The sequence below is a fragment of the Gemmatimonadaceae bacterium genome, assembly GCA_035606695.1.
Taxonomy (GTDB): Bacteria; Gemmatimonadota; Gemmatimonadetes; order Gemmatimonadales; family Gemmatimonadaceae; genus JAQBQB01.
In genome coordinates this window covers 513,725-533,723 of record DATNEW010000026.1, presented here as the reverse complement: position 1 = coordinate 533,723, position 19,999 = coordinate 513,725, and the positions used below count along the sequence as shown (strand labels likewise).

18 protein-coding genes are annotated in these 19,999 nt (G+C 64.7%); 11 read left to right on the top strand and 7 right to left on the bottom strand.

Annotated features, from left to right (window positions below):
- Nucleotides 1–35: 35 nt before the first annotated feature.
- The gene (locus tag VN706_13275) at nucleotides 36–611 is read right to left on the bottom strand and encodes a DinB family protein (GenBank protein ID HXT16603.1); all 576 of its coding nucleotides are present in this window, start codon (nucleotides 609–611) and stop codon (nucleotides 36–38) included.
- Between the two features lie 75 nt (nucleotides 612–686).
- Between VN706_13275 and VN706_13270 the strand changes: the two genes are divergently transcribed.
- Nucleotides 687–1,745 (top strand): alpha/beta hydrolase, encoded by a 1,059-nt coding sequence (locus tag VN706_13270; GenBank protein ID HXT16602.1) that lies wholly within the window; start codon nucleotides 687–689, stop codon nucleotides 1,743–1,745.
- A 349-nt stretch (nucleotides 1,746–2,094) separates the two neighbouring features.
- Complete coding sequence (locus VN706_13265) at nucleotides 2,095–2,868, top strand: phenylalanine 4-monooxygenase (protein HXT16601.1); 774 nt, start codon at nucleotides 2,095–2,097, stop codon at nucleotides 2,866–2,868.
- 1 nt (nucleotide 2,869) lies between these two features.
- Here VN706_13265 and VN706_13260 read toward each other — a convergent pair whose 3' ends face one another.
- On the bottom strand, nucleotides 2,870–3,601 hold the full coding sequence (locus VN706_13260) for a DUF5666 domain-containing protein (GenBank protein ID HXT16600.1): 732 nt from the start codon (nucleotides 3,599–3,601) through the stop codon (nucleotides 2,870–2,872).
- Nucleotides 3,602–3,734: 133 nt separating this feature from the next.
- Between VN706_13260 and VN706_13255 the strand changes: the two genes are divergently transcribed.
- Entirely contained in the window at nucleotides 3,735–4,763 is a 1,029-nt protein-coding gene (locus VN706_13255; GenBank protein HXT16599.1) for a hypothetical protein, read from the top strand.
- A gap of 11 nt (nucleotides 4,764–4,774) precedes the next feature.
- Here VN706_13255 and VN706_13250 read toward each other — a convergent pair whose 3' ends face one another.
- On the bottom strand, nucleotides 4,775–5,167 hold the full coding sequence (locus VN706_13250; GenBank protein ID HXT16598.1) for a c-type cytochrome: 393 nt from the start codon (nucleotides 5,165–5,167) through the stop codon (nucleotides 4,775–4,777).
- Between the two features lie 144 nt (nucleotides 5,168–5,311).
- Between VN706_13250 and VN706_13245 the strand changes: the two genes are divergently transcribed.
- The 7 genes from VN706_13245 (at nucleotide 5,312) to VN706_13215 (ending at nucleotide 12,833) form a co-directional block, all read left to right on the top strand.
- Nucleotides 5,312–5,698 carry a c-type cytochrome gene (locus VN706_13245; protein ID HXT16597.1) on the top strand — a complete coding sequence of 129 codons (387 nt, stop codon included), beginning with the start codon at nucleotides 5,312–5,314 and terminating at the stop codon, nucleotides 5,696–5,698.
- A 105-nt stretch (nucleotides 5,699–5,803) separates the two neighbouring features.
- On the top strand, nucleotides 5,804–6,463 hold the full coding sequence (locus VN706_13240) for a cytochrome c3 family protein (GenBank protein HXT16596.1): 660 nt from the start codon (nucleotides 5,804–5,806) through the stop codon (nucleotides 6,461–6,463).
- A 15-nt stretch (nucleotides 6,464–6,478) separates the two neighbouring features.
- Nucleotides 6,479–9,295: a 4Fe-4S dicluster domain-containing protein gene (locus VN706_13235; GenBank protein HXT16595.1), complete on the top strand. Its 2,817-nt coding sequence runs from the start codon at nucleotides 6,479–6,481 to the stop codon at nucleotides 9,293–9,295.
- On the top strand, nucleotides 9,292–10,719 hold the full coding sequence (nrfD, locus tag VN706_13230; GenBank protein HXT16594.1) for an NrfD/PsrC family molybdoenzyme membrane anchor subunit: 1,428 nt from the start codon (nucleotides 9,292–9,294) through the stop codon (nucleotides 10,717–10,719). The genes VN706_13235 and nrfD overlap by 4 nt, the downstream gene beginning before the upstream one ends.
- Complete coding sequence (locus VN706_13225) at nucleotides 10,712–11,260, top strand: DUF3341 domain-containing protein (GenBank protein HXT16593.1); 549 nt, start codon at nucleotides 10,712–10,714, stop codon at nucleotides 11,258–11,260. The genes nrfD and VN706_13225 overlap by 8 nt, the downstream gene beginning before the upstream one ends.
- Nucleotides 11,261–11,352: 92 nt before the next feature.
- Nucleotides 11,353–11,865, top strand: coding sequence for a cytochrome c (locus VN706_13220; GenBank protein HXT16592.1), 513 nt, complete (start codon nucleotides 11,353–11,355; stop codon nucleotides 11,863–11,865).
- Nucleotides 11,862–12,833, top strand: coding sequence for a hypothetical protein (locus tag VN706_13215; protein HXT16591.1), 972 nt, complete (start codon nucleotides 11,862–11,864; stop codon nucleotides 12,831–12,833). Before VN706_13220 ends, VN706_13215 begins: the two co-directional genes overlap by 4 nt.
- Here VN706_13215 and VN706_13210 read toward each other — a convergent pair.
- The 3 genes from VN706_13210 to VN706_13200 all read right to left on the bottom strand — a co-directional run bounded on the left by VN706_13210 (nucleotide 12,808) and on the right by VN706_13200 (nucleotide 14,958).
- Nucleotides 12,808–13,689, bottom strand: a complete 882-nt coding sequence (locus VN706_13210; protein HXT16590.1) for an OmpA family protein — start codon at nucleotides 13,687–13,689, stop codon at nucleotides 12,808–12,810. The genes VN706_13215 and VN706_13210 overlap by 26 nt on opposite strands.
- Nucleotides 13,690–13,859: 170 nt before the next feature.
- Entirely contained in the window at nucleotides 13,860–14,459 is a 600-nt protein-coding gene (locus VN706_13205) for a hypothetical protein (protein ID HXT16589.1), read from the bottom strand.
- Nucleotides 14,460–14,463: 4 nt separating this feature from the next.
- Nucleotides 14,464–14,958: a hypothetical protein gene (locus tag VN706_13200; protein HXT16588.1), complete on the bottom strand. Its 495-nt coding sequence runs from the start codon at nucleotides 14,956–14,958 to the stop codon at nucleotides 14,464–14,466.
- Nucleotides 14,959–15,111: 153 nt separating this feature from the next.
- On the opposite strand from VN706_13200, the gene VN706_13195 reads away from it, so the two are divergent.
- Nucleotides 15,112–16,308 carry a hypothetical protein gene (locus VN706_13195; GenBank protein ID HXT16587.1) on the top strand — a complete coding sequence of 399 codons (1,197 nt, stop codon included), beginning with the start codon at nucleotides 15,112–15,114 and terminating at the stop codon, nucleotides 16,306–16,308.
- A 54-nt stretch (nucleotides 16,309–16,362) separates the two neighbouring features.
- Here VN706_13195 and VN706_13190 read toward each other — a convergent pair whose 3' ends face one another.
- The gene (locus tag VN706_13190; protein HXT16586.1) at nucleotides 16,363–19,977 is read right to left on the bottom strand and encodes a carboxypeptidase regulatory-like domain-containing protein; all 3,615 of its coding nucleotides are present in this window, start codon (nucleotides 19,975–19,977) and stop codon (nucleotides 16,363–16,365) included.
- Nucleotides 19,978–19,999 lie beyond the last annotated feature (22 nt).

The window sequence follows — 19,999 nt, the reverse complement described above, 5'->3', positions numbered from 1 at the left end:
GAGAGCTCCTCCGCTCGGGATGACAACCTATGCGGCTACCTCCGCCCCGCCGCCGCGACGCTGGTCGTTGGATCGGCCCCGCTCCACAGCACATCCGCCGTCGGTCCGTAGGTCGGCGGCACCGCGCGATCGAGCAACCGCAGATACACCGTGAGCTGCGTGCGGTGATGCGCCGTGTGCAGCACGCGCCGCCAGAAGATCCAGATGCGCTCGCGCTCGACGTCGAAGAATGGAACGCGCCCCGTCCACCACTCGTTCGGCTGGATAGCCAGGAATTGCAGGCGCGGTCTCGCCAGCGCGGCCAAGCGATCGACGGCCGACTGCACGCTAAGGGACGACGGGACCACGTCGGCCGGTGCCGGCTCGGGCGATCCGAGAAATTCGCCGAAGAATCGGCGCTCGGACAGCAGTTGATGCTTGAGGATGTCGCCGACGCTGCTCGAACGCGGATGGGGCTTGAACGAGAGGTCGTCGTCGTCGAACGCCGACCACACCGACGCCACCTTGTTCGTTTCACTCGCATAGGTGTCCAGCGCGTGCTGGAGCAATGGCTCACGAGCCGCGGGGACCTCGGGCTCGGCGATCGCGATGCGTGTGTACGACATCGACATGGGTTCTCCGCCTCGGTATCATGTCTCAACGAGACTACGCGGTTTTCGTGACTTCTGCCACTCACTCCGATTCACATGCGCACATCCGCATTCTTCGCCGTGGCGAGCGCGCTCGCCCTTTCCGCTGCCGGCGCGCAATCCATCGCGCCATGTACCCACGCCGTCACTGCCTGCGAGCGGTGGATCACCTGGAACGGCGGTCCCGCGCGGTCGATGGTCTACGCCTCGTACCCGCTCGACCGCCGCAATGCATCAATCACCCGAGCCCTGGTGATGGTTCACGGGGCCGGCCGCAACGCGGACCATTACTTCGAGACGGCGATGGCCGCCGGCTTCCTGGCGAAGGCGCTCGACAACACGGTCATCGTCGCGCCGCGATTCATCGCCGGCCGCGACACGGCGCATGCGAACGAGGTCCTGTGGCCCGAAGGCCGGAACTCCTGGCGGTCGGGCGGCGCGGCGCCGAGTAATCCATCGCTCACGTCGTTCGACTTCGTGGACGAGATCGTGCGCAAGCTCGCCGACAAGAAGATGTTTCCCAATCTTACCAAAATTGTCATTACAGGACACTCAGCGGGCGGACAATTCGCGACGCGGTACGAGATGGCGAGCAAGGTGTACAATACGCCCGGCGTGACCATCACGTACGCCGTCGCCAATCCGTCGAGCTACGCGTGGCCGGTGGCCGAGCGTCCGATGCCGACCGGAAATGCCGATCCGGCGAGCGCGGACAAGGAAGCGCTTGGGCCGAACGGCGAAAAAGTGAATTCGAATTTCACGTTCGGTGCGTTCGACGCCAGCAAGGCGCCCGGCTTCAACCAGTGGCCGGCGGGCCTCGAGAATCTTGCCGGCTATGTCGCCGGCATGTCGGCGGATCAGCTGCGGAAGCAGCTCGTCGAACGGCCGACCACCTATCTCCTGGGCCAGGTGGACGTGTTGCCACTCGGGGGATTCGATTCGTCGCCGAACGCGATGGCGCAGGGCCCGACGCGGCGCGCGCGCGGTGAAGCGTTCTATAAATATGTCACCGAGACGATGGGCGCCAAGCACAAGGCCATCATCGTTCCGGAGTGCGGGCACAACGATCGGTGCATTTTCACGACCGACATCGTGTTTCCGGTGATCTTTCCGTAGGGAAGTGTCGGTGCGCGGCGCCCTTTGATAGAACGACCAGATCAGACAAAGTCTGACAAGATCAGATTTTGTCGGACTTTGTCCGATCTGTTCGTAGTATAGTTTTTTTACGCCACCCGCCTGCCCGCTTGACGAACCCACGCCCCGCCCATAAAGTCCAACCCATGACGTCCGCCGCGAACCGCTCCTATTACTCCACGTATTATTACGCGCCCCAATTCCCGGGACGTGGGAGCTCGTTCGCGCTGCGATAGACGATCGCGACAGACGAAACCCCGCAACGGCCCGTGGAATCAATTCCACGGGCCGATTTTTTTGCGCACCAACCAACCCCGATCCTGAGCCGACGATGCACGATCACGCCGCAACTACCGCCCACGGCAACGAGACCGCCGATCTCCCCGACTTCATCGAGCAGGACTACAGCCGTTATGACGCCGAGTCGCATGAGGTGTGGCGCATTTTGTTCGAGCGGCGAATGGCGACGCTGCGTGATACGGCGAGCCACGTCTATCTCGAGGGCGCGGAGCGCATCGGGCTCGAGCCGGACCGCGTGCCGGATCTCGCTGATGTGAACCGGCGGCTGGCGGCGCGGACCGGATGGGCCGCGGTCGGCGTGCAGGGATTCATTCCCGCGGCGCAATTCTTCAGATGTCTCTCACGGCGGCGTTTTCCGACGACGTTGTTCGTGCGCCCGCGCGCGCAGCTCGACTACCTGCCCGAGCCCGACATATTCCACGACGTCTTTGGCCATGTACCGCTGCATTCCGATCCCGTCTTCGCCGATTTCCTTCAGCAGTTCGGCGCACTCGCCGCCGACGCCGCGAGCGAAGAAGAGACGACGCAGATGGCTCGTCTCTTCTGGTTCACCGTGGAGTTCGGATTGGTGCGCGAAGACAATCGCGTGAAGGTCTACGGCAGCGGTCTCATTTCCTCACACGGCGACGCCGCGAACGCGCTCGGCCCCAAATGCGACCGCCGCCCATTCACGCTCGACGCCGTGTTGTCGCAGCCGTTCGAGATCGATCACTTCCAGGACGTGCTCTTCGTGGTCGACTCATTCGATCAGTTGTTCGACGCCGTCGAGACGATTCGCCGGCGCCGGCTCGCGCGGCAACAATGAACTATTTGCCCGCGAGCAGCACGCGGTTCGACGTCAGCGATCCATCGGGTTGCTTCGTGCCGAGCACGACAACCTGTTGACCGACGGACAGCGGCGTCGACGAAGCGACGATCTCGGTGACCGGCGTGTTCGGCGGAACGACGACTGTCTTCGAGCCGCCGGCGTACTGCACGACGAACGTGGTGCCGTTCGCGTTCTTCACACTGCCATTGGACATGGTGCTGCCGTTGGTCATCGTGCTGCCGTTCGTCATCGTGCTGCCGTTCGTCATCGTGCTGCCGGAGCCGGCGCCGGCGCCGCTCTTCATCGGCCGGCTTCCTTCACCAAGTCCGCGCAGCGCTTCCGGAAACACGTGAATCTCGGTGGCTTGTTCGGTGCCGTCGGGCTGCTTCACCGTCGTGACGCCGATGAACGCGTTCGGTGTCACGCGCGCGAGGGTCGCGGGCTGGCGGCTGTAGATCTGTACCGGCTGTGAGAGCTGAACTTCAACCGTGCCGCTGTCGCTGCGGATGGTGAGCATGTTGGCCGTCAGCGACTGGATGGAACCGCGCACCATGGCCGGCGCGTTCGCTGGACTGGTTGTCGAAGGGGTGCTTCCGGCGACCGTTCCGCTGGCCGACGCGGTGTCGCCGCGCGACGCTGCGTTGTTGCCGCCGCACGCCGCGGCGAACGTCAGCGATCCGGCGAGCAAGGAAACCAGAGAAAATCGAAAGGCAGAGCGATGTGATGTCATGGGGCGTCTCGCATGCATGAAGATGCGGGTGGACCGCTGCACGACTCGTGCGCGGCGATTGGCAGACCCGAGTGTAGGAACCTCATTCGACATTCGACGGGTTTGTCATCAATGCACTCGACTCGAGGCGACGATGCGATCGTTTCACCAGCGGAGATTGGCGTGGCTCGTACTGCTCGGCGCCTGTGGCGGCGCGCCGGCGTACATCATCGAGCAGGCGCCTTCGCGCGCGGCGACGGCCGCTACCGCGCCGATTAGCCATGCCGAGACGAACGACACCGTCGTCAACGCGAGCTTCCGCAACGTGCGATTCCACGTCTGGAATGGCGTCGCGCTCGATCTCGTGAGTCTCGAGGGACGCATGCATAGCACGCGCACCGACGGCGTCGTCGCATTCGACGACAAGAATTCGTTCGTGCTTGCCATCGACACGGGAACGGTCGGCTTTCCGTTGGCCGAGTTGTCGCGGTTGATGAACACGTACGTGTTCGCGTATCGGGGGGCGCCGCTGCGCGATCTATCGTTCACCACCGACGGCCAGCACCTGATTCAGCGCGGTGTGTTGCACAAAGTCGTCGACATTCCGTTCGAGATGGTCGGCGACATCAACGTCACGCCCGCGGGTGAAATGCGGATTCATCCCATCTCGATGAAGATCTGCACCATTCCCGGCCAGGGGCTGATGAAGGCGCTCGGCGTGACGCTGGCCGATCTGCTCGATCTCAGCAAGGCGAAAGGCATGCGCGTCGCCGGCAACGATCTGTTCATCGATCCAACGACACTGTTGCCGCCGCCCACCATCCGCGGGCACCTGGTGGCCGCGAAAATCGATCAAGATCGGTTGATGCAATACTTTGGCGCGCCATCGCCGAACGCGGTCGCCGTGTTGAGAATGCAGCCCGATACCGCGGCGCCGAACTACATGCTCTTTCGCGGCGGCACGTTGGAGTTCGGCAAGCTGTTCATGGTGCACGCCGACATGCAGGTGATCGACGAGTCGCCGGCGGATCCGTTCGACTTCGACATCGGGCGGTATCACGACCAGCTCGTGGCGGGGTACCATCGAACGCTGCCCGATGATGGGCTGCTGGTGTTCATGCCGGATCTGTCGAGGATGGCCGGAGCACACGGCGCCGTGGCTGCCGGCGGCGGCGTGCGGTGAGGTCGCGCGGGCTAGCGCAACGTCTCGAGGTACGCCACCACATCGCGCGCCCTCTGCGCCGAGACGTTGCCTAGCGGCGGCATCGCAACGCCGGGCCGTATCGCCTGAGGGTTGACGATCCACCGAAGCAAGTTCGTCGAATCGTTGGGGAGATCGCCGCCAATCATCGCTCGCGACGCGATTCCCGCCAGCGACGGGCCGACCAGCCCGTTCGCGCCTGGAACCCCATCGATGAGATGACACGCCCCGCAGCCGAGCGTCGCGATCGCGCGCCGCCCGCGCTCGGCTGCCGCGGACGCGTTGGAAGAGCTACGGCACGCACCGACGCCGGCCGCCGCGAACGTGAGACACATCGCGCGCAGCGAGACCGAACAGACGATTCGAAGTGTCGAGCGCAGTCGCATGATCGGCGCGAAGCGAGAAGCCGCAAACATTTGCAATCAACGTGCTGCCAACCCCAGCCGCAACGGGAGGCACGCGGCCGCGGAACAGCGCGCGCGACTCTTGCAGCCGCACTGCCGCGACATTTCCAATCTCACTCGCACGCAATGCTCGCTCGAACACGGCAAATCGCCTGGGCGCTTGTGCTCGCCGCGCTGAGCACGCTCGGCGCTTGCCGGACATCGCCGTCGGCGACGGAATCTTTGGCTGAATCGGCCAGCGTCGAGCGGGGGCGCACGCTCGTCTCCGACAACGGCTGTGGTGCCTGTCACGCGATCGGCGGCGTACCGCACGCGAATGGCATGATCGGGCCGCCGCTCAACGGACTCGGCGTTCGCAGCTACATCGCCGGAGTCTTGCCGAACACGCCGGAAAATCTCGCGGCGTGGGTTCGCTCGCCGCAGTCCTTCAAGCCAGGCAGCGGTATGCCGAACTTGAGCCTGTCGAAGAGCGAGGCCGCCGATGTGGCCGCGTTCCTCTACACGCGGTACTGAGTTGGGCCGCGCTACGCCTCGTTCGCACGCGACGAGCATAAAATTGTATTGGAGCCGGAACATCGGATCGATTCGTGCACCGCTGCGCCGCGTTCCGAGGCACCAATGACATCGCTCTTTCCACGATGGACCAACACCGTGGCGAGAGGAAGCTTGCTCGCGCTGGTCGCCATCGCGATCGGGGTTCCTGTCGCACTCATGGTGTGGGTGCGCACATCATATGCGACCGGCGAACATGCCGACGTCGTGCAGCCGATCGCGTTCGATCACCGCGTGCACGCGCATGGGCTGCGCATCGATTGCCGCTATTGCCATGCGACGGCCGAAGCCGGCGCGAGCGCGGGCTTGCCGCCGACGGTCGCGTGCGTCGGCTGCCACACGAACGCGATGATGCAGAGCGCGCCACTTGCACCGGTGCGCGCGAGTCTGGCCTCGAATCGACCCATTCAGTGGCGGCGTGTGAATGCGCTGCCGGATTTCGTGTTCTTCGATCATTCCATCCACGTCGCGAAAGGCATTGGCTGCGAGTCGTGTCATGGCCGCGTCGATCAGATGGAACGAGTCGCGCAGGCGACGCCCATGTCGATGGGCTGGTGCGTGAGCTGCCACCGCGATCCCGGGCCCTACGTTCGCCCGCGCTCGGAGATCACGACGATGGGTTGGGATGCCGCGCACGCCGGCGCCGCGTCCGACACGATGCATCGCCGCCTCGCGCACGAGTACGCGGTGACGTCACGCACCGACTGCAGCACGTGCCACCGATGATGCACGAGTGATGCGATGAGCCACGACCACGACGAGCACTCGCCTTCCTCGTTGAGCCGCCGGGATTTTCTGCGGCTCGCCGGCGCGAGTGTCGCGCTCGCCGGGCTCGACGGCTGCTCGCGCATGCCGGCCGAGCACATTCTCCCCTTCGTCGACAATCGTCCCGAACTGACGCCGGGCGTCGGTGCGTACTACGCCACGGCGATGTCGATCGACGGATGCGTGACGGGATTAATCGTCGAAAGCCACGACGGACGGCCGACGAAGATCGAGGGCAATCCGGCGCATCCGGCCAGCCTCGGCGCAACTGGCGCGCTCGAGCAAGCGTCAGTGCTCCAGCTCTACGATCCCGATCGTGCGCGATATGCCCGTTCTGGAACGTCGCGCACAACGTGGGCGGCGATCGCCGCGCAACTCGCGCCCTCGGTGCTCGGTTCTCGCGTTGGAGCACGCGGCGCCGGATTGCACATTCTGATCGAACCGACGTCGTCGCTGCTCGACGAAGAATTGCTCGTCGCGATTTTGGAGGCGCATCCTGACGCGCGCATTTACATGTACGCGCCCCTCGTGACCGATCGCAGCACGCAGCCGCTCGTTCAGCACTACGACGTCTCCGCGGCAGACGTGATTCTGGCGGTCGATTCCGACTTCCTCGCGAGCGGTCCGTTCCATCTCCGATACGCGCGTCAGTTCGCGGATGGTCGCCGCCTCACGCAGCCAAGCGATGCGATGAACCGCCTGTACGCAATCGAGTCGACGTTTACGCCGACGGGCGCGGCGGCGGACCACCGGTTCACGGTGCGGCCTCGCGAGATCGCGAACGTGCTCCGCGCGATCGCTCAGTCTGTTTCGGCGAATACTGGCGGCCTGGCATCGGCGCCCGCGTGGGCGGCGGCGATCGCGCGCGATCTGCACGCGCACGCGGGACGGAGCGTCGTCATCTCGCACGATCCCTCGCCGGAGATACGCGGCCTCGTGCGGTCGATCAACGACGCCATCGGCGCCACCGGCAAAACGACGTGGTACACGGCCTCACCGTTGATCGGGTCGCACGTCCCGCTGCGCCCGTTCTCCGAGTTGATCGACGCAATGCATGCGCGCGCCGTCGACACGCTCGTGATCGCCGGCGGGAATCCGTCGTATGCGACGCCGGCTATCATGGACTTCTCATCACTGCTCGCCGCGGTGCCGAACAGCGTCTACGTCGGGATGTACGAGAACGAGACAGCTCGCGGTGCCAAGTCCTTCGTGCCGATGTCGCACTATCTCGAGGCGTGGGCTGACGGGCGCGCCTACGACGGCACCGTCTCGCTCGTACAGCCGTTGGTCAATCCGCTCTACCACTCCATCTCGCCAGCCGAGTTGTACGCCGCGCTCGGCGGCAAAGGCGTGGCGACGTCGTACGACTTGTTGCGCGCGTCGTGGGCACGGCGGACAGCCGGCGATGCCGAGTCAGCGTGGGCCAGGACACTCGAGAGCGGCGTGGTGGATGGTTCCGCGTATTCGAGAACTGTAACGCCGCCGGAGCCCATCGCCGCCGCGCCACCAACAAGCAGCGCCGCAGCAAATGGTATTGACGTGCGGTTCTGCGCCGATCACAAGACGCATGATGGCGCCTACTCGAACAACGGCTGGCTTCAGGAACTACCCGCGCCGATTACGCAGCTGACGTGGGGCAACGCCGCCTTGCTCAGTCCGCGCACCGCGCAGCGGTTGGGTATCGCGGACGGCGGACCGGTGTCGCTCTCGGCCAGCGGCCGCACGTTGGAGCTGCCCGCGCACGTCGTGCCCGGCCTCGCCGACGAAACGGTGACCGTGCACTTCGGATATGGCCGCGCCGGCGCTGAATCATTGGCGCGCGGCGTCGGCGCCAGCGCGTACGCGTTGTGGCCGGCGCTCGGCGTGCGGTATGAATCGGGCGTGTCGATCGCGGCAGCGGGGTCGGCCGGCCCGCTGTCGATCGCACAGACGCAATCGACGATGCAAGTGAATGAGCCCGTGCGCCGAGCGTCGCTCGATCAGTATCGGGCATCGCCGACGAGTGTCGCTCCCCGGCCCAATCGCGTGTTGTCGCTCTACCCTGCCCAGCCGGCGAGCCGGCACGCGCCAGAGCAGTGGGCGATGACGATCGACCTGAGCACGTGCATCGGCTGCGGCGCGTGCGTCGTGGCGTGCCAGGCGGAGAACAACATTCCGGTCGTCGGCGCGGAAGAGGTGCGCAAAGGCCGGGCGATGCAATGGCTGCGCATCGACCGCTACTTCGCGTCGCGCGAAGCAGAGATCGAAGCGCTGGTCCAACCGATGCTCTGCCAGCATTGCGAGCACGCGCCGTGTGAATACGTCTGCCCCGTCGAGGCGACGACGCACAGCAGCGACGGCTTGAACGAGATGGTCTACAATCGCTGCGTCGGGACGCGCTTCTGCTCGAACAACTGTCCGTACAAGGTGCGCCATTTCAACTGGTTCGACTACAACGCGCACTTGTCCGAAACGGAGATGATGGTAAAGAATCCGAACGTCACGGTGCGCGAGCGTGGCGTGATGGAGAAATGCACGTTCTGCGTACAGCGCATCCGCGAAGCCGAGATCGCCGCCGGGCGCGACGGACGTCCGATGCGCGGCACCGACGTGCGCACCGCGTGCCAGCAGGCGTGTCCGACGAATGCCATCGTCTTCGGGTCGCTGAGCGAGAGCGACTCCGAGGTCGTACGCCGCCGCGAGCAGCCGCGCGCCTACGCGGCGCTCGAGGATCTCGGGACCGAACCGCGCGTGAAGTATCTGGCGCGCATTCGGAACACGAATCCCGATGTGAGCTCGGGAGAAGCAAAGTGACCGCGGCACGCGTCGAGCTCGACGTTCTACAAACGGCGGACGAGGCGTTCCCGCGTCCGCCCGAATTCCCTGTCCTGCATTTCGACGGAACCGATCGCGCCCTCACGGATCAGTTGCTCGCACCGCTCCGCGGCTCGGGCCGAGTGTGGTGGTCGCTGTTCGCGCTGTGTGGTTTGGGAACGGCGGTGTTCGTGTTCTGCATATGGTACACGGTGGCCAAGGGCATTGGGACGTGGGGAAACAACATCCCTGTAGCCTGGGCGTTCGCCATTACAGATTTCGTATGGTGGATCGGGATCGGCCACGCGGGCACGTTCATCTCCGCGTTTCTGCTGCTGCTCAACCAGCACTGGCGAACGTCCATCAATCGGGTGGCCGAGGCGATGACGATCTTCGCGCTGGTGAATGCGGGCATTTTTCCGATCCTGCACCTGGGCCGCCCGTGGTTCTTCTACTGGCTCATTCCCTACCCGTCGACGATGGGGGTGTGGCCGAACTTCAAGAGTGCGCTGCCGTGGGACGTCGCGGCGGTGACGACATATTTCACCGTGTCTCTGCTGTTCTGGTACGCAGGGCTGGTCCCTGATCTGGCGACGGTGCGCGATCATGAAACGTCGCTGCTCAGGCGGCGCATCTACGGCTTGTTCGCGCTCGGTTGGCGCGGCGCGAGCGTCGAGTGGCGGCAGCATCGAATCGCGATGGTCATCCTGGCCGGGCTGGCGACGCCGCTCGTCGTGTCGGTGCACAGCGTCGTGAGCCTCGACTTCTCGATCGCGCAGCTGCCGGGCTGGCATTCGACGATTTTCCCCCCGTACTTCGTGGTCGGCGCGATTTACTCGGGCTTCGCGATGGTGATGCTGCTCATTTTGCCGCTGCGCCGCGCGTACGGGCTCGAGAACGTCATCACGAAGCGGCATCTCGACGCGATGGCGAAGCTCACGCTCGTGATGGCGCTGATGCTCACCTACGCGTACGGCGTCGAGCTTTTCGCGGCCTGGTACAGCCGCGACCCGAGCGAGCGATTCACCTATCTCGTCGAACGTCCGACGGGCGGCTACGCGCTCCTCTACTGGATCATGATCACCTGCAACGTGGTCGTGCCGCAGGTGTTGTGGTGGAAGAAGTACCGCACGAGCGTCAAGGTGCTCTGCGCCGCGAGCGCCGCCATTCTCCTCGGCATGTGGCTCGAGCGATTCATCATCATCGTTGCGTCGCTCGACCGCAGCTTTCTGCCGTCGAGCTGGCATCTCTATCGCCCGACGTGGGTGGACCTCGGGCTGATTTTCGGCAGCATCGCGCAATTTGGATTGTTGTTTCTCCTGTTCGTGCGCTTCGTGCCCTTCGTCGCGATCAGCGAAGTGAAGCGCCTGCGCCACGACCTCGCCGTGAACGGCGAGCGCGAGATCGGACTGCCGCATGCGTGACGCACACTGGCCCAACGGTGCGATCGCGGCGGAATTCGCCGACGAGTCGCAATTTGCCGGCGCGGTCGCGGCATTGGGCGAGCAAGGTTATACAAAACTCGAGACGTACTCGCCGTATCCGGTGCCGACCGTCGACGCGACACTGCGCGAGCCGCCGTCCCTGTTGCCGCCGCTCGTACTGGTCGCCGGACTCGCCGGTGGTCTCATCAGCTACTGGATTCAGTGGTACACCAACGCGGTTTCGTATCCACTCAACATCGGCGGACGGCCGGCGCACGCGGCACCGGCGTTCTTCATTCCAACGTTCGAAGGAACGGTGTTGGCGGCGGCGGTCACCGCATTCGTCGCGCTGTTCGCGATGCTCCGGCTTCCGCGCCCGTGGCACCCGATGTTCGAGGTCGACGGCTTCGAGCGCGCTTCGATCGATCGTTTCTGGATCGCGATCGATGTGTCGGATGAACGCGCCGGCGGCGAGAACGCGATGCACGCCCTCGAGGCGCTTCAACCACTGCGCGTGATGCGCGTGCCGCCGTCGCAATGAGCGGGCGATTGAGTGTTCTCGCATGGGCGCTTGCGCTCCCGCTCGCCTGTGGGCGTCCTCGCGACTCCCGCGAAGCGCGCGACTTCGAGCGCATGCGTCAGCAGCAGCGCTACGATCCGTACGAAGCAAGCCGCTTCTTCGCCAACGGCGCTGTGCTCCAAGCGCCGCCCGCGCACACGATGTCGCGTTCAGCCGCGTACGCATCTCCGCCGGCCGCGCCGTCGCTCGACGCGGGCGCGCGCCAGTTCGCCATCTCATGCGCGCCGTGTCACGGCGCCGGTGGATTCGGAGGCGGACCGATGGCCGCGAATCTTGCCGCGCATCGGCCGCCGTCGCTGCGCTCCGGCCCTGTCACCGCACTCACGCCTGACCAACTGTTCGCGATCATCACCAATGGTTTCGGCGTCATGCCGCCGTACGGATGGCAGCAGCCCGAGCCGGTGCGGTGGTCGGTGGTTGCATACGTCCGCGCACTCGGCGCACAGCCGTCGACCGCGGATACTCGCGCTGACTCGGCAGAAGCGGCAACGCTGCGACGCACCGACTCGCTCCGCACCGCGGGCGCCAGCCTGTCGCAGATCGTGAAGCAGGCGGGCGTTCCATGATTCGCCAAACTGCCGCGGTGTTTCTCGCTGCGTACGCAGCGGTGTTGAGCGTGGTCCTCGGCACGCTGGCGATGAGTCTCATCGCGCACCTCACGACGGCGACGTGGTTTCGCTCGTTTCGTCCGCACGCACGACGAGTGTTGCGATCGCTGCCCGTGCTCGCCGCGCTCGGCGTAATCGTGCTCGTCGCGATGCCCGTGTTGTTTCCATGGTTCGGTGCCGGATCATCGGCGACCGATGTTGGACACTATCTGAACGCGCCTTTCTTCGTCGTGCGATTCATCATCTACTGGATCGCCTGGCTCGGCATCGCGCGCGCGTTGGCCGCGACCGATCGCCTCGCGGAGTCGGGCGACGTCGAGCGCGCGGCGGCCCGCTATCGCAACGTCGCGGCGGCTGGACTCATCGTGCTCGGCATCACGATGACGTTCGCGGCGTTCGACTGGATGATGTCACTCACACCGGCGTGGGTGTCGACGATCTACGGCGTGTACTGGTTCGCCGGCGGCATGGTCGGAGCCCTCGCGCTGCTTGGGCTTCTCGCATCGCGCGCCGAGACGCCGGCCGACGACCTCGATTCGCTGGGCAAGCTGCTGCTCACGTTCATCCTCTTCTGGGTGTACTGCGGGTTCGCGCAATACATCGTGATCTGGAGTGGCGGCCTGCCGCGCGAAGTCGACTGGTATGTCGTGCGCACACGCGGCGGTTGGGCCGGTGTCGCGACGTTGTTGTTGTTCGCCGGCTTCGCGTTCCCCTTTCTGCTGTTGTTGATGCGCGCGCTCCGCCGCAGTCCGGCGATCATCGCCGGACTCGGCGTGCTGTTGCTCGCGCTTCACTATCTCGACACCCTGTGGATCGTGTTGCCGGGCGTCGTTGCGTTCACGTGGTGGACGTTCGTGCTCTGCGCGCTGGCGCTCGGGATCGCGGGCGCTGGCACCTGGGTCAGTTTTTCAACACGACCATCGTAAGCCGATCGCCCGCCGACTCGCCGGCTGATACGCCGCCGTAGCCTTTCGCGGTCAGTCGATTAGCGGCAATCCCCTGACTCGTCAAATATGCCTTGACGGCATCGGCTCGCCGCTGCGTGAGCGATCGCGACGCCTCGGCACTGGAGCCCGCCGCGGCGTACGATTGTACTTCGATTCGCACTTTGGGGTTCGCGCGCAGATACCCGACGACTTCGTCGAGCGCGGAGCGCTGTGTGGCGCCGAGGGACGCCGACTTCGCGGCAAAGCCGATCGCGCGCGTCGTTGCCGAGCCGCGTCCCAGGCTGGCGAGGAAGCCTTGTTCGAGCTTGGTCGGAGGAAGGACGGATGCGAGGATCCGGTCGTTGATGTCACGGCCACGGTACATCTTGCCAGGCGGTTGCGGGCAAGCAATGACATGAACCCGAAGATGGTACGTCTTTGAGGCTGATCCGTCGCGCGGATACATCGTGATGTCGAGATTGGCATCGCCAGGCGTGCGGCCGTTGACATCGACCGCGCCTTCTTGTCCCGACTCCGTGCCCGTCGCCGGATAGTGGCCATGATTCGGCGGAGGTGGATCCGTATTCTTCGTCTTGGCGTCAGCGGGCAGGCCAACTTGTCCGGCTATCGGATAGAATCGATAGTCCTTGCTTCCTGCGCACACCGTGACGTGATATGTGTCGGCGGGATCCCCGGGAGCGTGGAGCGCCCAGTTATAATCGGTTGGATTGTTGTTCTGATCCCTTACCGGATTGCCGCGATTCTGCGCACCAGCCATCGGCGTGACCGCGAGCAGCAACGCGACTCCGAGCACTTCGGCACGAAGTGCCGTACGACCGTGATTCGCTCGACGCATGGGATCTCCCTTCGCGACTCTTGGTGACGTCCTACGGATTTCCGTCGACATGCGGCGCCGCAAGCGCGACGATCGGCGCGATGGACTCGGGCGGGCGCGCGAGAACTCATAAATACAGAAACGCGACAATCGCGCAAGAAGGAGTTTGCGGAAATCAGGCGTTTACGCCGCTATTCTCCCAACTGCTCCGCAATCCACTCCTCCACGCGACGCCACTCCTGTTCGGGCGTCAGACGAACATAGCGCCACGTGGGCCCGCAACCGGCACTCGCATGCGGCACCAGTTGAATACTGATATACCAATATTGTGATTCGCTTCGGCGTGCCGGAATTCGCGCGGCATAGAGCCGCGCTTCCCCCGGACCGACATCCCACGCCTGCGCGATGTGAAACCGCGTTTCAGCAGTGTCGCACGGCAGCGGCTCCGCGTGACGCACCGACATGACATGCCGAACGGAGTCGACGAGATGAGTCCATCGGGTGGAATCATCCAGTTCCACGTAGCGACTGTAACGCTGAACCGACCGTGTAATCCGATTCATCTGCAGCGTCGTGTATTCGTGCGGAACCCAGATGCGAGCTGGCATTGAATCCGTGGTGCACCAAAGGTCGTGCACATTGTGCGCGCACTTCGACCCTTCGATCGTCACGCGCCAATCGATACCGACGAGACGCCCGTCGCGTATGGGACGCCGGTACCACACCGCGACCGCGATGCCGATCACCACGGCGGCCGCGGCGACGAGGCCAATCCGATATCGACGCGCCAATCTCTTACCGTCCCACCGGCCAAGCCCAACCGATGAGGCTTCCGAGTATCACGCCCGCCACCGCGCCTTCACCAGCCGAAAACAGCATCACGTCGATTCTGTCGCGTGTCCCGTTACACGGGTCGCGCACACATCCTATTTGGTAGAGGGTTCCACCCGCCGCGCCGAGGATGCCGCCGATGAGGAATCCGGCCACGCTACCGTTGCGTGTATGCCGCGAGCGCGCCGACAGCACAGCGTCCGCGACATGCGTTGAATCCATCGGCGAGGTGCACACGCGATCGCGGCCCGCGGAGAGGAGCCCGATCACCGCGCCCACCGCAACGGACCCGATGACAATACGATGACTCGTCGTCTGATCGTGTCGATGAACGATGGTCGCCGGGATCGCGCCCGCGGCCGCGCCGAGACCGGCGCCGACCGCCGTACTCACGAAGCGATCCATCCCGCAGCCGCCGTTCAGCTGCGCGCCGAGCGACGGCGCGCCGATGAGAACCATGATCGAGATCGCCGAAAAAACTGCTGTGCTTGGCAAACGCCTGAGTTGCATCCAGCTTCTCCCGCCAGCCCACGCTGAAGTTACGCAGGGAACCGTTTCATCGTGACCGTGGCCGCGATCGTGCGGTCAATGAGAGCAACGGAGGTTGTCTCCATGCATCCCACGCGTATTGGATTGGCAGCCAGTGCCCTTGCCGGCGCCGCCGGCCTGGCTGCCCACGCGCCGTCTGCCACCCGCCACGCCGCCGCTCCACTCGTCGTTCACGAATGGGGAACGATCACCACCAAGCACGCCGGCGACGGCGCGCCCCTCGGCTGCCTCAATCAGATCTCCAGCTCCGAGGCGCTGCCCGAATTCGTACACCGGTTCGAACCGGCGGGTCTGAAAGCGCCGCTCGGCGACCCCGGATGGGTCGCGACGACGTCGAGCACCAAGCGTGTCCCCCTGATCAAGAGTGACATCGCGCCCTGCCGTCCGGACGTGACGATGCGACTCGAGACGCCGGTGATCTATTTCCATCCGTCTGCAAATAGCCCGGCCGTTCCTCCATTCGACGTGCGAGTCCACTTCCGGGGCGGCGTGCTCAATGAGTTCTACCCGAATGCAAACGCCTCGGTCTCGGTCGACGAGGACGTGATCGATGCGGGCTCCAACTCGCTCGCCGCGGTGTCGCACCGCAGCAGGCCGTGGAAGGGCGCGAGGCTCGACAATTCAGTGATCGGCGCGCTTGCCTGGAATGGAATCACGTTGAAGGGCGCCATCACCCCGCCGAAAACCGACGCGCACGTCTGGCTATCGCCGCGCGCCGCGCAGTCGGCCGGCGTGCTCACCACGTCGGGCGAAGCCGAGCAATACTTGTTCTATCGCGGAGTGGCGCATCTGGACGCCGTCGTTCGCACACAGCGCACCGCGAACGGATTCCGTCTCCTCGCCCCAGCTGATCTCGCGTGGATGCGCCAAACGTCCATGACGATTCCGGCCGCGTGGCTCCTGGACGTGAGACCGTCCGGCGTCGCGGCATTTCGCGCGATCGGCCGAGTCGACATCGCGAAGTCAGCGCAGGGTGCGACACTCGCCGACGTATCACGCCTCGACGATTCGGAGTACAGCACCCACGCGTTCGCCGATCTGCGCACGGCGATGCACCGCTCGCTCGTCGCTCGAGGCTTGTTCGACGACGAAGCGAGCGCCATGCTCGAGACGTGGAGCACGAGCTACTTCAGGGGAACGGGAACGAGAATTTTCTATCTCGTGCCGCGGGAGTGGACGGACTACTTCCTTCCGCTCGACTTCTCGATTCCGACCCAACTCACGCGGGTGATCGTCGGCAGGGTCGACCTGGAACCTTGAGCAGCGCCGCCGAGTCGAGAACGTGTCCCAGCCACGCTCTCGACTCCGCGAAACTCAACACGCCGGACCAAAGAAGAACCTCGCACCGAAGTTCGGCGCAGGCGTCGTGACCATGTTGTAGATCGGCCCCGGCAACAATCGAATCTGCCCCGGAGTGAGCAGCTCTTTCAGAAAGCCCGCTTCGCCGTAAATGAGCTGCCACATGTCGGTCTCGGTGTCCGTCACGCGCTTCGCGGCAACCTTCGCGCTGAAGTCCATCGGCATCGCAAAGAGATACTTCGCCAGTTCCCCATACACGCTGTCCGCCTTGGCACGCATGAACTTCTGGCGAGCCTGCATCTTCTCGACCTGATCGCGCGACAGCGCCAGCGAGTCCGAGAGTCGCAGCAGCAAGCGATAGATGTCCGAATAGCCGTTGGCGCCCTGTGCGTTGCCGCACACGTAGCGGTGTTGAATCGTGTCGGCGGTGGCGCGCGTTCCGGCGAGCGGAGCCTTCACTCGCACATTGAGAACGACGGCCTGCTCCTGCCGATTCGGCCCGTAGTCCCACCGCACGTCGAGCGTCATGCGGAAGGGCGAGCGAAGCGTGGTGAACGCCGGGTTCGTGTTACCGAATCGCGGATTCACCTGATACTGATAGCGCTGCGCGATCGGATCGAACCCACGCACCTGATACAACGTGCCATCGGGGAACGGCGTCATTCCCCACCCATGCAGGTGATCGCTGCCGTGCAGCAGCTGATCGAGCCCGCCGAGCGGATTGGCGAGGTTGAGCGTGACGTTCAGGCGATTGTCCGTCTTCGGAATGTTCGTCGCGAAGATGCTCGCGTTCATCGTCGCGCTCCACGGACCTACGCAGCTGTTACGCCCGGCGAGCGTGCCGATTTGCGAGCTGAGGCAATCGCGCGCTGATTGGGATCCGTTGGCCATCAGGTCGCGCAGACCCTGCGTCACCGCCGCGTCGGTGCCCGTTCCCGGATTGAAGATGAACGCGCGATCGTTGAACCACCCGTCGCCGTTCACGTCGCCGGCGACGATCGGCGTGTAGCGAAGCCCCGACGCAAATTTCATGGCCGTCGAGACATAGAAGAACTTGTATAGCGGCCGCGCCGCCTGCACGATGAATTGATGCCGCGGCTGCGTGGCAACGGCCGCCCATTCGATCGCGCGGGGATCGGTCGCGGTGCTCTGATCGAAACCGCGCGCCTGCGACCGCGCGTCCGACCACGTGTAGCCGAACGTGACGAGGCCGAACCGGAACGGAATGTTTGGAATGACGTAGGCCACGATCTGCCGCGTATCACCCTTCAAGTCAGATACCCGGTCGCTCACCTGGCTGAATGACGCCGAGCGTCGCGACTCGACCGCCGACGCCACGCCGGTCGTCGGAACGATGCTCGCCGCCGAGACGAACACCGGACGATTCCCTTCGTTGCTCAGCGCGAACTTCTGCGCCCCGGCGAAGTTGAGATCGACCGTCCCCGGTTGAGCGAGATTCAGCGAATACGTCCCGTCGATCGCGAGATAGTTGCCGAGGATGGTGTTCGTCCACCCGAGCGTGGCGCGCCACGAGCGCATGGGTGAGTACGACGGATCGACGAGCACCGCACTGCGCGCCGTGTCGGCAAAGATCGGCGAGCCGCCGGCACAGGTCGAGGGGACCGCCGACGGATCGTTCAGGAACGATTGCCAATCGGGAATCGGCGCCGCCGGACCGGTACACGTGAGACGCTCGGTGCTGCCCGGCAAACCAGTGGTGCCAATGGCGTCGGACAGCAGATTGCTCCGTAAGAAATTTCTAAATTCGCCGATACCACCGCGGATGGCGGGGCCGCCGCGCCCGATCAGCGACCATGGCGAGACATTGATACTGTTGAACGGCGAGTGGGTCTTGTAGTACCAGTTGAAGCCGACGCGCGGACTCAGCGCCACGGAGTTGGGCGATTGGTCATTGCGAATGCCAAACGCGTTCTGGATGGCGGGATTGAACGTCGGGAGACCGGTGAACGCATTGGCATCGATACGCACACCGCCCGTCAGCACGAACGGCTGCGTGACATAGTTGGTCCCGATGGCCGCCGCACCCATCCACTCGCCGCCCGCGCGGTCCGGCGTGTTGAGCGTTCTCGTAAATCCGCTCGGGCGATTCGCCGCGAGGTCCGCGAGCGACGCATAGCTGAACGACCCGAGCCGGTTGCTGCTCAACGATTGATCGAAATGCTCATACCGGGACTGGAAATACAGCGTCGTCGGCAACGACTGATGGTCCCGCAAGAGGAACGTCGTCTGATTGTTCGCTTCCAGGGCGACCACGCGATTGTCCCGCGCGAACGCGCTGTTCCCGCCAAAACTGAGCGAGCCGATCGTCGGCCCGCCGGTCGCCAGCGACGACGCGATGAGCACGTTCCCGCTCGGCAGCTCGAGATACGGTGTTCCCTTCTGCTCGTTGAACGACACGCCGGCCATCGTCTCGCTCACGTAGTCGCCGAACTTGCCGAAATAGCGCGAATACAATCCCTGCACCTGCGCGCCGCCGTTCTGGACCTTGCCCGTCGTGGCAGGCAGCGCCGTCGGCGCGAGATTCGGCGCGCGCGTCTCCTGATAATTCCCGAGCATCACGACGTTCCACTGCGGAAGCGGCGTCTGTCCCGGCGGCGGATTCGGCCGCGCGAAGTCTATCCGTTCCGCGAAATTGCCGTTGAACGTCGTCCGCTGATCGGGAATGCCGCCCCGCGTGAGCGGCACTCGCTCGGAGCCAAGAATCTGCGTGAGGCGCGCGGCCGAGTCGGGCGAGATGCCGGCGTGAAGCAGTGCGTCGGGATCGAGGTCGAGCAACGACGACACGGGCGCACGAATCAGCGACGCCGAGTAGCCCGCGTTGTAGAAGTATCGATCGAGCGAGAGCGGGCCGCTCCGGCTGCCGCCCAGCTGCAGATTGCTGTACTTCTGCCCAAAGCGCTCGGCGATCGGATCGCCAACCTGAAGCGACGGCGCGTCGAGTGTCACACGCGCGCGACTCTGAAGGATGTTGCTGCCGCGGTTGATCGTTGTCTGCGCGAGCGCACCGCTGAAGCCGCCCCGGGTCGGGTCCCAAGGCGATGCAACGAATCGGGTATTGGTGCTGAGATCCCGCGGCAGTGCGTCGCCGGAGAAGGACATGCCGTTGACCGTCTTCATGTTGGCGTCGGCCCCAAGCCCGAATGCCGAGAACCCTCCGCCCGAAAGCCCGGTGTAGCCCGGCGTCATGGCGGCCATCGCATCGAAGTTCCCCTGAAGGTCTGGGGGGAGCGCGTTGGTGACGCCGTCGAAGCTCTTGTTCGATGGATCGGCGCCGAAGCCGACGTCATTGCCCGCCGTTCGCTGCGGCCGCGGCCGCGCTGCCTGCACGCGCACGCCGGCGACTTGCTGTACGTTCGGCGCGAGATGCGCATTCACGACGGTCAGCGAATCAGCGCGCGGAATGGTCACCCGCTGCCGAAACGCGCGGAAGCCGAGCGCCGAAACGTTGAGGATGTATTCGCCGGTGGGATTGGCGATCGCGATGCGAAACGCACCCGCCGAATCGGTCTTGCCGAGAATGGTCTCGGCCGACGGCGCGACGGTGACGATGACGTCGGCGGCGGGAATCGGCTTTCCGCCGCTGTCGCTCGTGACGCGACCCTGGATCACTTGTTGCCGCGCCTGAGCGTGG

What these genes read in the sequence shown, in the direction of transcription:
- VN706_13275 (HXT16603.1), bottom strand. Translation starts at nt 611, where the DNA reads ATGTCGATGTCGTACACACGCATCGCGATCGCCGAGCCCGAGGTCCCC.
- VN706_13270 (HXT16602.1), top strand. Translation starts at nt 687, where the DNA reads ATGCGCACATCCGCATTCTTCGCCGTGGCGAGCGCGCTCGCCCTTTCC.
- VN706_13265 (HXT16601.1), top strand. Translation starts at nt 2,095, where the DNA reads ATGCACGATCACGCCGCAACTACCGCCCACGGCAACGAGACCGCCGAT.
- VN706_13260 (HXT16600.1), bottom strand. Translation starts at nt 3,601, where the DNA reads ATGACATCACATCGCTCTGCCTTTCGATTTTCTCTGGTTTCCTTGCTC.
- VN706_13255 (HXT16599.1), top strand. Translation starts at nt 3,735, where the DNA reads ATGCGATCGTTTCACCAGCGGAGATTGGCGTGGCTCGTACTGCTCGGC.
- VN706_13250 (HXT16598.1), bottom strand. Translation starts at nt 5,167, where the DNA reads ATGCGACTGCGCTCGACACTTCGAATCGTCTGTTCGGTCTCGCTGCGC.
- VN706_13245 (HXT16597.1), top strand. Translation starts at nt 5,312, where the DNA reads ATGCTCGCTCGAACACGGCAAATCGCCTGGGCGCTTGTGCTCGCCGCG.
- VN706_13240 (HXT16596.1), top strand. Translation starts at nt 5,804, where the DNA reads ATGACATCGCTCTTTCCACGATGGACCAACACCGTGGCGAGAGGAAGC.
- VN706_13235 (HXT16595.1), top strand. Translation starts at nt 6,479, where the DNA reads ATGAGCCACGACCACGACGAGCACTCGCCTTCCTCGTTGAGCCGCCGG.
- VN706_13225 (HXT16593.1), top strand. Translation starts at nt 10,712, where the DNA reads ATGCGTGACGCACACTGGCCCAACGGTGCGATCGCGGCGGAATTCGCC.
- VN706_13220 (HXT16592.1), top strand. Translation starts at nt 11,353, where the DNA reads ATGCGTCAGCAGCAGCGCTACGATCCGTACGAAGCAAGCCGCTTCTTC.
- VN706_13215 (HXT16591.1), top strand. Translation starts at nt 11,862, where the DNA reads ATGATTCGCCAAACTGCCGCGGTGTTTCTCGCTGCGTACGCAGCGGTG.
- VN706_13210 (HXT16590.1), bottom strand. Translation starts at nt 13,689, where the DNA reads ATGCGTCGAGCGAATCACGGTCGTACGGCACTTCGTGCCGAAGTGCTC.
- VN706_13200 (HXT16588.1), bottom strand. Translation starts at nt 14,958, where the DNA reads ATGGTTCTCATCGGCGCGCCGTCGCTCGGCGCGCAGCTGAACGGCGGC.
- VN706_13195 (HXT16587.1), top strand. Translation starts at nt 15,112, where the DNA reads ATGCATCCCACGCGTATTGGATTGGCAGCCAGTGCCCTTGCCGGCGCC.